This is a genomic window from Methylobacterium oryzihabitans, from assembly GCF_004004555.2.
GTDB classification, from domain to species: Bacteria; Pseudomonadota; Alphaproteobacteria; order Rhizobiales; family Beijerinckiaceae; genus Methylobacterium; species Methylobacterium oryzihabitans.
The window spans coordinates 78,538-89,744 of sequence record NZ_SACP01000015.1; the positions used below are offsets into that span (position 1 = coordinate 78,538).

Here is an 11,207-nt window from a genome sequence, read left to right on the forward strand (position 1 = left end):
GATCGGGGCGGAGTTCGGGTTTCGGTGGAGGACGGCCGGGAGAGCCGGCGGTCGGGCGAGCCCGACGGCGCGGTCAGGCGAGCCCGACCGGGCGGTCAGGCAAGCCCGACCGCCTGGAGCTTGGCCGTCACGATCTCCTTGTCGAACGGCTTCATGATGTACTCGTCGGCGCCGGCATGGAGCGCCCGGGCGATCGAGACGACGTCGTTCTCGGTGGTGCAGAACACCACCTTCGGCTCCTCGCCGCCCGGCAGGTGGCGCAGGGCGCGCAGGAACTCGTAGCCGTCCATGTTCGGCATCCGCCAGTCGAGCAGGATGCCCTGGGGCATGGTCGAGCGGCACAGGTCGATCGCCTGCTCGCCGTCGACGGCTTCGGCGACCCGAAAGCCCAGGCCCTCCAGGATCCGGCGCGCGACCCGGCGGATCACGACCGAGTCGTCGACGATCAGGCACGTTCTCATCGCGATCATCCCCTCGGCGGTCATCCCCTCGGCCATCGTGCCCTCGCCTACCCGGAACCGTCAGGCGGCGCTGGCGGCGCGGTCCTCGCCGAAGGCGAGCACCGCGTCGACGTCGAGGACGATGAGCAGCCGGCCGTCGAGGCGGTGGACGCCCTTCGACACGCCGCGCCAGCGCGCGTCCATGTGGACCGGGTTCGGCTCGTAGGTGTCCTCGGCGAGCTTCATCACCTCGCCGACCTGATCGACGAGCAGGCCGTAGGCCTCGCCGCCGTGTTCGAGCCCGACCGCCATGTTGCGCCCGTCGGCCGGGTTGTCCGGCAGGCCGAGGCGGCGGCGCAGGCAGATCGCGGTGACGACCCGGCCGCGCAGGTTGAGCAGGCCCTTGATCTCCGGCGGCGCCAGCGGGACGTCGGTGAGGTTGGTGGCGATGAAGACGTCGTGGACCCGGTCGATCGGCAGGCCGAACATCTCCTTGCCGAGCACGATGGTGACGTAGTCGATGGTTTCCCCGGACGGGGCCGAGCCGGGCCCACCGGGATGCGCGGCGTTGCTGTTGGCGGCCATCATGGTCGAAGCTCGCGAGGACGGGTGCGGAAGGGACGAGGCGGCGGGCCGGGACGGCCCGCCCGCCGGCTCAGGCGGCGGCGTCGAGGGCCGGCGCGGTGATCTCGTTGAGCGCCGCGACGAGGCCGCTGCGGTCGAACTTCGCCACGAAGTCGGCGACCCCGAGGCTGCGCGCCCGCTCGATCACGTCGGGCGCCACGGCGGCCGACAGCGCCACCACCGGCAGGCCGGCGGCGCGGCTCGCCGACTTGCGGATCGCCTCGATCATCTCGAAGCCGGAGCGCCCGGGCATGTCGAGGTCGGTGACCACGACGTCGAACGGCGTCTCGGCGGCGAGCAGGCGCAGGGCCTCGTCGGCTCCCGGCACCGCGGTCACCCGGTAGCCGGCGGCCTTCAGCACCGGGGTCAGCATCTCGCGGAAGAACGACGAGTCGTCGACGAGGAGGAGGTTCGGGGTCTGCCGCGCGACGTCGCGGCGCGGCGCCCGGCCCCAGTCGTCGTAGGCGAGCGGCAGGTAGTGGGCGATGTTGACGATCTCGGTCGCCCGCCCGCGCACCACCGCCGAGCCGATGAGGTCGGAGCGCTCCGCCGTCATCTCGATGTCGAGCACGTCGTCGACGATGTCGACGATCTGGTCGACCACGAGGCCCATCGAGCGTTCGCCGTCGGAGAACACCACCAGCGCCTGCATGCCCTCGCGCTTGAGCTCGCATTGCGGGTCGGCCGGGACCAGCGGCATCAGCCGGCCGCGGTACTGGATCAGCGGCCGGCCGCCGACCCACTCGATCTTGGCCGCGTCGATCTCCTCCAGGCGGGTCACCAGCGACAGCGGCACCGCCTTCAGGGCGTCGCCGCCGCCCTTGAACACCAGGAGCGTCACGGTCTGGTCGGCGCCCGCCGCCGCGACCTCGTCCTCGGCCTCGATCTGCTGGCCGCTCGCGGTGCCCGACCCGACCATGCGGGCGACGCCGTTCGGGTCGATGATGAGCACCACCGCGCCGTCGCCCAGGATGGTGTTGCCCGAGAACAGCGGGATGTGGCGCAGCTTGGTCGACATCGGCTTCACGACGATCTCTTCCGTGTGGAAGACGCCGTCGACCAGGATGCCGAAGCTCTGGCGGCCGACTTGGCTCACCACCACGAAGCCCTCGTCGGGCGAGGTGTTCTCGCCGTCCGGGAGGCCGAGCATCCCGGCGATCGGCACGATCGGCAGCAGCCGGTCGCGCAGGCGCAGCACCGGCGAGCCGTTGATGCGCTCGACCGCGTGGTCGGTGCCCGGCTGCACCCGAACCAGTTCCAGCACCGAGACCTGCGGGATCGCGAAGCGGTGGTCGCGGGCCGAGACGATCAGCGCCGCGACGATCGCGAGGGTGAGCGGGATCTTGATCGTGAAGGTGGTGCCGCGGCCGAACTGGGTCTGGATGTCGACGGTGCCGCCGATCAGCTCGATGTTGGTCTTGACCACGTCCATGCCGACGCCGCGGCCCGACACCGAGGTGATCGCCTTGGCGGTCGAGAAGCCGGCGTGGAAGATGAACTTCGCGACCTGCGCGTCGCTCATCCGCTCGACCTCGGCCTCGGTGGCGATGCCGCGCTCGACCGCCTTGCGGCGGATCACCGCGAGGTCGAGGCCCTTGCCGTCGTCGGCGATCTCGATCGTGATCGTGCCGCCCTCGTGGAAGGCGTTGAGGCGGATCGTGCCCTTCTCGGGCTTGCCTGCCGCCTTGCGCTCGGCGCCCGACTCGATGCCGTGGTCGGCCGAGTTGCGCACCATGTGGGTGAGCGGATCCTTGATGACCTCCAGCACCTGCCGGTCGAGCTCGGTCTCGGAGCCGAGCATCACGAGGTCGATCTTCTTGCCGAGTTCCGACGACAGGTCGCGCACCACCCGCGGCAGCTTCTGCCACGCCGAGCCGATCGGCTGCATGCGGGTCTTCATCACCCCTTCCTGCAGCTCGGCGGTGACGTTGGACAGCCGCTGCAGCGGCACCTTGTAGTTGCCGTCCTCGTGCCGGCGGGCGATCTCGAGGAGCTGGTTGCGGGTCAGCACCAGCTCCGAGACCATCGTCATCAGGTGTTCGAGGGTCTCGACGTTGACCCGGATCGTCTGGACCTTGCTGACCGCGGCGTGGTCGGCCTCCGCGGCGGGAGCCTCGGCCTTCGCGGCCGGCTCGGCGACGCGCACCGGCGCCGGCGGCGGGGCCGGCGGGGCGGCCACCACCTCCGGCTCGGGCTCGGCCTCCGGCCCGGGGGTGTCGCGGAAGGCGCGCTCGAGGTCGTCGAGGGAGACCTCGCCGGGCTTCAGCGCGCGCTCCAGCACCTGCTCGACCGGGATGGCCGCCGCCGGGATCGCGGACGCCGGCTCGGGCGCCGGAATCTCGCCCTCCGACATCCGCTCCAGGGCGCCGATGAGATCCTCGTCGATGCCGGCGGGCTCGGCGGCGGTGCGCTCCAGCTCGGCAACGATCAGCTTGATCCGGTCGAGGGTCTGGAGGATCAGGCTCACCGCCGGGGTCGTCACCGGCATCCCGTCGCGGAACTTGCCCATCAGGGTCTCGGCGGCGTGCGCCAGCGCCTCGAGGCGCGGCAGGCCGAGGAACCCGCAGGTCCCCTTGATGGTGTGGACCAGCCGGAAGATGTTGCGCAGGATCGTCTGGTTGTTCGGATCCTGCTCGAAGCGCACGAGTTCGAGGTCGACCGTGTCGAGGTGCTCACCGGTCTCGGTCAGGAATTCCCGCAGCAAATCGTCCATGTCGTGCACTCGTCGATCCCCGCAGGATCTCTGCGTTGGCCGACCATGGCGCCAGAGCGTTTAGGATCCGTTGCCGCCGACTGCGAACCCCACGACGAATGGCAACGACCACCGGGATCGAACTTGAGACCGCTTCCGCCCCAGGGTCAGCACCGGGGATCGGCCACCACGAGATCTGTGATTATCTTTTCATTTACGATAAAAGCAGGATGGGTCGGCAGGATCTCGTCTTGGGCGGACCGGCCGGGGGCGAAACGCGCGGCGGGGGTGGCGGCCGCGGAAGACCCGCGCGGGTGCGGACCCAAAGTCATTGTAAAGGAATGGAAGTGCACCCTGTCCTCTCACCCCGTCCGACGCCGGGGCGAACGACGTCGAGGGGAAGGTCCCGCCCCGGAAGGTTGCGGGAGTTCGGCTCCTCCAGGCACATCCGAAGCAGGTTTCGACCATGAATGCGCCTCCCATCCCGGACGGCGGAGCCGGCGGCTCCCTGCCGGACATCGCCGCGGTGGCCGCCTCGCTGAAGGCGGCGGCCCACGACAAGGCCCGGCGGATCCAGCAGATCACCGGACAGGTGAGGATGCTGGCCCTCAACGCCAAGATCGAGAGCAGCCGGGCCGGCGAGTTCGGGCGCGGCTTCACGGTGGTGGCCAACGAGGTCGGCACCGTCGGCGAGCACATCGCCGGGCTCGCCCGCGAGCTCGAGGCCGACGTGAGCGGCCGCATCAACGATCTCCAGGATCAGGTCGCCCGGATGGCCGAGCGGGCCCAGGGCGACCGCCTCGTCGATCTCGCGCTCAACGCCATCGAGCTGATCGACCGCAACCTCTACGAGCGGACCTGCGACGTGCGCTGGTGGGCGACCGACTCGGCCGTGGTCGAGTGCGCCGCCGCCCCGTCCGAGGAGCGGGCCGCCCACGCCTCGCGCCGCCTCGGGGTGATCCTGTCGGCCTACACGGTCTATCTCGACCTGTGGCTGTGCGACCTCGACGGCCGCGTCCTCGCCCACGGCCGGCCCGAGCGGTTCCCGGGCGTGCGCGGCGGGTCGGTGGCGCACGAGCCGTGGTTCCGCAAGGCGGCGGCGCTCGCCTCGGGCGACGACTACGTCGCGGGCGACATCCGGCGCGAGGAGCGCCTCGGCGGCGCCCAGGTGGCGACCTATTGCGCCAGCGTCCGGGCGGGCGGCGAGGCGTCGGGCGCGCCCCTGGGCGTCCTGGCGATCCATTTCGACTGGGAGCCCCAGGCCCGGGCGATCGTCCAGGGCGTGCGGGTGGCGCCCGAGGATCGCGGCCGCACCCGCGTCCTGCTGCTCGATGCCGCCCAGCGGGTGATCGCCGCGAGCGACGGAGCGGGGGTGCTGAGCGAGCGCGTCGCGCTGCGCCACGACGGGGCGCCGAGCGGCGTCTACCGCGACGCCGAGCGGCGCGCCACGGTCGCGTTCCACGCCACGCCCGGCTACGAGACCTATCGCGGCCTCGGCTGGTCCGGCGTCATCCTCCAGTCGGCGCCCTGAGCGGAGGTCCGGCGCCTCAGTGCAGCGACGTCGGTGCGGCCGCGGCAGGCGCGCCCGCGCCTTCGCCGGCGGCCTCCTCCCCGTCCCACAGGGCGGCGCGGACGCGGGCGAGCCGCGCCTCTGCGTCGCGGGCGCGGGTCTCGGCCAGGGCGGTCTGCTCGGCCGCCGCCGAGACCGCGCCGTGGGCGGCGGCGAGGCGGTCCTCCAGGATGCGCAGCCGGTCCTGCTCCCCGGCGAGGCGGACGACCGCATCGTCCCGCTCCCGCTCGGCCGTCTCGACGCGCAAGGCCGAATCCCCGAGCGCCGTCTCGACCCGCTCGAGCATCCCCCGGGCCTGGAGCGCCAGCGCGCGCGCCCGCGCCTCCGCGCGGTCCGCCCGGGACACCGAGAGGCGCACCTTCTCGTTGGCCCGGCGCAGCAGGGCGAGGACGGTGCGGGAATCGACGGGAGACGGCATGGCGGAGCCCGGGCAATCGCTGCGATTCGCTCCGCATGGAAGCGCGCGGGCCAGCACGCCCGCGGATCAGGCTCCGGTCAAGGCCCTCCTGCGGGGCAGGCAAGGCAATCGGGTGAAACCCGATTGTCGATCCGGCGGGCGCGGTGCGCTTTGCGCCCGAAGAGCGTCCCGCGCAGCGGGTCCGGGAGGACGAATGTCCTCTCGGACGCAGAGCGGAGCGAAAGCCAAAGTCACGGCGACACGACGTGTCGCGCGTGACTGCCGGCGTTTGAGGCCAAGCAACAAACCCAGGGCAATCGGGTTCACCCGATTGCCCTGGCGGGGCAGGCCTGCGCCGTTCAGCCGAACAGGCGACGGTGCTCGACGCTGATGCAGCGATCGGCGACCACCGCCATCCCGTGCTCCCTGGCCCGGCGCGTGGCCTGCGGATGCCGGATCCCGAGTTGCAGCCACAGGGCCGGCGCCCCGATCGCGATGGCCTCGTCCACCACCGCCGGAACGTGCTCGGGTCGGCGGAAGACGTTCACGAGGTCCACCCTCTCGCCGAGGTCGCGCAGGCCGGCCCGAAACGGCATCCCGTCGAGATCCCGACCTAACGCCGTCGGGTTGACCGGGATCACCCGGTAGCCGGCGCGGACAAGAAAGCGGGCGATTCCGCTGCTCGGGCGCCACGGGTCGGGGCTCGCCCCCACCACCGCGATCGTGCGGGCCCCGGCGAGCAGCCGGCGCATCAGGGCGGCCTCGCCGTCCCCGTCCGGGTCGTCCCTCATCCCGTCACCTCCGCCGGATCAACCCGCCCGGGCCGGCGTTGGCTCCGGGCTGATGCGATTTCCGGAAGGTTCCTTGCGGGAATCGCATCACGAGCCCGCGCGGCACTTGAGCGAAGCCGATGTCCGGATCGCGAATGCGATCCCGCAGGGATCGCCAGAAGCGATCGATCGGACATCGCATGACGGAGAGCGACCATGCCGGAGATCGCGGGCATTCTCGAAACGGTCCTGTACGTGGACGACCTCGACCGGGCGGCCGCGTTCTGGGGCGGGCCGATGGGGCTGACCTGCCTTCACGCCGACCACCGGATGCGCGCCTACGACGTCGCCGGCCGCGGCGTGCTGCTGCTGTTTCCCCGCGGCGGCTCGCTGCACCCGATCGAGACCCCCGGCGGCACCATCCCGCCTCACGACGGTAGCGGACCGCTCCACCTCGCCCTGTCGATCCCGGCCGACGGGCTGGCGGACTGGGAGCACCACCTCGGCGAGGCCGGCATCGCCGTCGAGGGCCGCACGGTCCGGCCCCGCGGCGGCACCAGCCTGTACTTCCGCGATCCCGACGGCCACCTCGTCGAACTCGCCACGCCGGGCCTCTGGCGCGGCTATTGAGGAGGTCGGTCGTCCTGATCCGCCGAGAGGACGAGCGCGTCCCGGGTTCAGAACTCGATGCCCTCCTGCGCCCGCACGCCGGCGGCGAAGTGGTGCTTGACCTGCCCCATCTCGGTGACGAGGTCGGCGGCCGCGATCAGCTCGGGCTTGGCGTTGCGTCCGGTCACCACGACGTGCAGGTCGGGCCGGCGCGCCGCCAGTTCCGCCACCACCTCGGCCAGGGGCAGCTGCTCGTAGCGCAGCGCGATGTTCAGTTCGTCGAGGATCAGCAGCCGCAGCGAGGGATCGGCCATCAGTTCCCGGGTCTTGTCCCAGGCCCGCCCGGCGGCGGCGACGTCGCGGGCGCGGTCCTGGGTCTCCCAGGTGAAGCCCTCGCCCATCGTGTGCCAGACCACCCGGTCGCCGAACGCCGCGAGCGCCTGCTTCTCGCCGGTCTCCCACGCGCCCTTGACGAACTGCACCACGCCGACCCGCCAGCCGCGGCCGAGCGCCCGCAGCATCAGCCCGAACGCCGCCGTCGACTTGCCCTTGCCCGGGCCGGTATGGACGATGAGCAGGCCCTTCTCGATGGTCTTGCCGGCCACCTCGGCGTCCTGCACCGCCTTGCGCTTGGCCATCTTGGCGCGGTGGCGCTCGGCCTCCTCGGGACCGACGGTCTCGTCCGGGTTCATCGCGTCTCCTCCTTCAGGGTCAGGGGTAGTCCCGCCACGATCATCACCACCCGGTCGGCGCGGGCGGCGAGGCGCTGGTTGAGGCGCCCGGCTTCGTCGCGAAAGCGCCGCGCCAGGGCGTTGTCGGGCACGATGCCGAGCCCGACCTCGTTCGACACCAGCACCAGCGGCCCCGGCGCCGCCGCGCAGGCCGCCTCCAGCGCCGCGGCCTCGGCGGACAGGTCGGACTCGGCCAGCATGACGTTGGTCAGCCACAGGGTCAGGCAGTCGACCAGGGCCGGGCGGCCGGGGGGCAGCGCCGCGACGGCGCCGGCGAGGTCGTTGGGGGCGTCGATCGTCTCCCAGCCGGCGGGGCGGCGGGCGCGGTGGAGCGCGATCCGCTCGCGCATCTCGTCGTCGAAGGCCTGCGCGGTGGCGATGTAGGTCCAGGGCCCGGGGGACCGCTCGATCAGCGCCTCGGCATGGGCGCTCTTGCCCGAGCGGGCGCCGCCGAGCACCAGGGTCAGCCGCGGCGGCGGGGAAGGATCGGGGGGCACGGGCGGACATCCGGTGAGAAGGCGGGGACGGCCCGTGTCGCGGGGCGAACGTCCATTTGCAACCCCGCCCGCGAGGCGCTAGGGTCGCGCCCGACGGTGCCTCGGCAACGAGGTGAAAAGGGAACGCGGGACGGGGACGGACCCCGAAGCCGCGGCTGCCCCCGCAACTGTGAGCGGCGGCGCCTGCCAACGGCCACTGGAGCGATCCGGGAAGGCGGCGGGTGCGTCCAACGCCGCGAGCCAGGAGACCTGCCGTCCCCCGCAATCCCTCGACGCCGCCGGCGGGGCGGCAGGAGTTCGCCATGGTCGCCCTCACCCGTACCCTCTCCCCCGCCCTCGCCGGCGAGCGTCTCGGCGCCGTGCTGATGGCCGGTCTGCTCGGCCTCGGGCTGCTGTTCGTGTCGGGCTTCGCCCCGACCGTGGCGCTGCACAACGCCGCCCACGACTGGCGCCACACCCACAACTTCCCCTGCCACTGAGCCGCCGCCGCGCTTCATGCGCCGCGATGCGCCGCCCGGCCTGAGGCCCGGCGGCCTTTCGGCGCTTGCCGCAGGGACCCCCTCATGACGATCCGCCTGCTGTCGGCCGCCCTGGTCGCCGGCTTCCTGGCCGCCTGCGTGGCGTCGGGGCTGCAACTCGCCCTGACCTCGCCGCTGATCCGCGAAGCCGAAACCTACGAGACCCAGTCCGCCCTGCCCGCCCCCGGCGGCCACGCCGCCTTGCGCGCCAACCCGCTGATCGTCCAGGCCCATGCCGGGCACGGCGGCGGCGACGAGTGGCAGCCCGCCGCCGGCCTGCCGCGCCTCGCCTTCACGGCGCTGGCGACGCTGGTCAGCGGCGTCGGCTACGCCCTGCTGCTCGGCGCCGCCCTGGTGGCGTCGGGCCGCGGCATCAGCGCCGGCGAGGCCCTGCGCTTCGGCATCGGCGGGTTCCTGGCGGCGAGCCTCGCCCCCGCCATCGGCCTGCCGCCGGAACTGCCGGGGATCGAGGCCGCCGCGCTGGAATCGCGCCAGTTCTGGTGGGTCGCCACCGCCGCCGCCACCGCCGCCGGCCTCGGGCTGATCGCGCTGCGCCGCACGCCGGTCGCGGTCGCCGCCGGAATCGTGCTCATCGCCGCGCCGCAGGTCTGGGGCGCGCCGCCGGCGCCCGATAGCGTCAGCCTGCTTCCCGCCGCCACCGCGGCGAAGTTCGCCGCCCGCTCGCTCGCCATCGCCTTCGTGTTCTGGGCGGTGCTCGGCCTCGGCTTCGGCTGGGCCTGGAACGCGGTCGCCCGCGGCCGGGCCGCCCCGGGCGTGGGGAGCGCGTGATGGAGCCCGTCACCCTCTACGTCTGCACCACCTGCCGGATGGCCGACGACCCGGCCGACGGCCCGCGCGCCGGCCGGCGCCTGTTCGACGCCCTCGGCGAGGCGCTCGCCGCCGCGCCGGCCCCGGTGCGGCTCGAACCGGTCGAGTGCCTGTCGGTGTGCAAGCGCCCCTGCACGGTCGCGGTGGCCTCGCCGGGCCGCTGGACCTACGTTTACGGCGACTTCGCCGCCGCGCCGGACGCCGCCCGCACGATCCTCGACGGGCTCGGCCTCTACGCCGACGCGCCCGACGGCCTCGTGCCCTGGCGCGCCCGCCCCGAAGCCTTCCGCAAGGGCGTCGTCGCCCGCATCCCTCCCGCCGCGGCCCCGCCGCCGGAGCCCGCCGCATGACCCTCCTGCGCAAGATCCCCTGCACCATCGTCACCGGCTTCCTCGGGGCCGGCAAGACCACCCTCGTGCGCCACGCCGTCGAGCACAACGACGGCCGGCGCCTCGCGATCATCGTCAACGAGTTCGGCGATGTCGGCTTCGACGGCTCGCTGCTGGCGAGCTGCGGCGTGCCCGGCTGCGACGAGGATGCGGTGGTGGAACTGGCCAACGGCTGCATCTGCTGCACCGTCGCCGACGACTTCGTGCCGGCGCTCAACAAGCTCCTCGACCGGCCCGAACCGCCCGAGCACATCCTGATCGAGACCTCGGGCCTCGCCCTGCCCAAGCCCCTGGTCCAGGCGTTTCACTGGCCGGCGATCCGCTCGCGGGTGACGGTCGACGGCGTCGTGGCGGTGGTGGACGGGCCGGCGGTGGCGGCCGGCGTGTTCGCCGACGACCCCGAGGCCCTCGCCGCCCAGCGCGCCGAGGATGCCAGCGTCGACCACGACAACCCGCTCGAGGAGGTGTTCGAGGACCAGCTCCTCTGCGCCGACCTCGTGGTGGTCAACAAGGCCGACCGCCTCGACGAGGCCGGCCGCGCCGCGGTCCGCGCCACGATCGAGGGCCACCTGCCGCGCGCCGTGAAGATGGTCGAGACCGCCCACGGCGCCCTCGACCCGCGGGTGCTGCTCGGAATCAATGCCGCCGCCGAGGACGACCTCGCCGCCCGCCCCTCGCACCACGATTCCGAGGACGGCCACGACCACGACGACTTCGACAGCGTCGCGCTCTCCGTCGGCACCGCCGGCACGCCCGACGACCTCGCGATCCGGGTCGGCCGCGCCGCCGAGGTGCCGGGAGTGCTGCGGATCAAGGGGTTCTGCGAGGTGCAGGGCAAGCCGATGCGCCTCGTCGTGCAAGGCGTCGGCCAGCGCATCGCCCACCATTACGACCGCCCCTGGCGCCCGGGCGAGTTCCGCGACGGCCGGCTGGTGGTGATCGGGCTCAAGGGCTTCGACCGCGACGCGGTGGCGACGGCGCTGAGGGGGTAGGCGCGCGACGAACCCTCCCCCCTCTGCGGGGGAGGGTGGCGAGTGCAGCGAGCCGGGAGAGGGGAACGCGACGCTTCAGAAGGTAGCGCCCCTCGTCACTGTCGCGCCTTTTCCGGAAGCGGCTTCCCCTCTCCCGCCCGGCCTCCGCCG

Annotated in this window: 13 protein-coding genes and 1 riboswitch; of the genes, 6 read left to right on the forward strand and 7 right to left on the reverse strand. The window is 73.0% G+C overall.

Annotated elements, in window-relative coordinates; all coding sequences use genetic code 11:
- Positions 1-95: 95 nt before the first annotated feature.
- The 3 genes from EOE48_RS16180 to EOE48_RS16190 form a co-directional block, all read right to left on the reverse strand.
- Positions 96-461: a response regulator gene (locus EOE48_RS16180; protein ID WP_127731095.1), complete on the reverse strand. Its 366-nt coding sequence runs from the start codon at positions 459-461 to the stop codon at positions 96-98.
- Between the two features lie 60 nt (positions 462-521).
- A complete protein-coding gene (locus tag EOE48_RS16185; RefSeq protein WP_127730934.1) occupies positions 522-1,028 on the reverse strand; it encodes a chemotaxis protein CheW in 507 nt (168 codons plus the stop codon).
- 67 nt (positions 1,029-1,095) lie between these two features.
- Positions 1,096-3,777: a hybrid sensor histidine kinase/response regulator gene (locus EOE48_RS16190; RefSeq protein ID WP_127730936.1), complete on the reverse strand. Its 2,682-nt coding sequence runs from the start codon at positions 3,775-3,777 to the stop codon at positions 1,096-1,098.
- Between the two features lie 445 nt (positions 3,778-4,222).
- Between EOE48_RS16190 and EOE48_RS16195 the strand changes: the two genes are divergently transcribed.
- Entirely contained in the window at positions 4,223-5,287 is a 1,065-nt protein-coding gene (locus tag EOE48_RS16195; RefSeq protein ID WP_127730938.1) for a methyl-accepting chemotaxis protein, read from the forward strand.
- A 16-nt stretch (positions 5,288-5,303) separates the two neighbouring features.
- Here EOE48_RS16195 and EOE48_RS16200 read toward each other — a convergent pair whose 3' ends face one another.
- Together EOE48_RS16200 and EOE48_RS16205 are read right to left on the reverse strand one after the other, a co-directional pair.
- Positions 5,304-5,744, reverse strand: a complete 441-nt coding sequence (locus EOE48_RS16200) for a hypothetical protein (RefSeq protein ID WP_127730940.1) — start codon at positions 5,742-5,744, stop codon at positions 5,304-5,306.
- A gap of 338 nt (positions 5,745-6,082) precedes the next feature.
- Entirely contained in the window at positions 6,083-6,514 is a 432-nt protein-coding gene (locus EOE48_RS16205) for a CoA-binding protein (RefSeq protein WP_127730942.1), read from the reverse strand.
- 195 nt (positions 6,515-6,709) lie between these two features.
- Between EOE48_RS16205 and EOE48_RS16210 the strand changes: the two genes are divergently transcribed.
- Positions 6,710-7,123 carry a VOC family protein gene (locus tag EOE48_RS16210; protein ID WP_127730944.1) on the forward strand — a complete coding sequence of 138 codons (414 nt, stop codon included), beginning with the start codon at positions 6,710-6,712 and terminating at the stop codon, positions 7,121-7,123.
- A 47-nt stretch (positions 7,124-7,170) separates the two neighbouring features.
- Here EOE48_RS16210 and cobO read toward each other — a convergent pair whose 3' ends face one another.
- Together cobO and cobU are read right to left on the reverse strand one after the other, a co-directional pair.
- Entirely contained in the window at positions 7,171-7,794 is a 624-nt protein-coding gene (gene cobO / locus EOE48_RS16215; protein WP_127730946.1) for a cob(I)yrinic acid a,c-diamide adenosyltransferase, read from the reverse strand.
- Complete coding sequence (cobU, locus tag EOE48_RS16220; RefSeq protein ID WP_246154491.1) at positions 7,791-8,330, reverse strand: bifunctional adenosylcobinamide kinase/adenosylcobinamide-phosphate guanylyltransferase; 540 nt, start codon at positions 8,328-8,330, stop codon at positions 7,791-7,793. The genes cobO and cobU overlap by 4 nt, the downstream gene beginning before the upstream one ends.
- A gap of 77 nt (positions 8,331-8,407) precedes the next feature.
- A riboswitch (cobalamin riboswitch) is annotated at positions 8,408-8,601 on the forward strand.
- Between the two features lie 31 nt (positions 8,602-8,632).
- Between cobU and EOE48_RS16225 the strand changes: the two genes are divergently transcribed.
- From EOE48_RS16225 to cobW, 4 genes are all read left to right on the forward strand, one after another.
- A complete protein-coding gene (locus EOE48_RS16225) occupies positions 8,633-8,809 on the forward strand; it encodes a CbtB domain-containing protein (protein ID WP_127730948.1) in 177 nt (58 codons plus the stop codon).
- Between the two features lie 84 nt (positions 8,810-8,893).
- Positions 8,894-9,637: a CbtA family protein gene (locus EOE48_RS16230; RefSeq protein WP_127730950.1), complete on the forward strand. Its 744-nt coding sequence runs from the start codon at positions 8,894-8,896 to the stop codon at positions 9,635-9,637.
- The gene (locus EOE48_RS16235) at positions 9,637-10,026 is read left to right on the forward strand and encodes a DUF1636 family protein (protein WP_127730952.1); all 390 of its coding nucleotides are present in this window, start codon (positions 9,637-9,639) and stop codon (positions 10,024-10,026) included. Before EOE48_RS16230 ends, EOE48_RS16235 begins: the two co-directional genes overlap by 1 nt.
- Positions 10,023-11,057, forward strand: coding sequence for a cobalamin biosynthesis protein CobW (gene cobW, locus EOE48_RS16240; protein WP_127730954.1), 1,035 nt, complete (start codon positions 10,023-10,025; stop codon positions 11,055-11,057). The genes EOE48_RS16235 and cobW overlap by 4 nt, the downstream gene beginning before the upstream one ends.
- Positions 11,058-11,207: the final 150 nt, after the last annotated feature.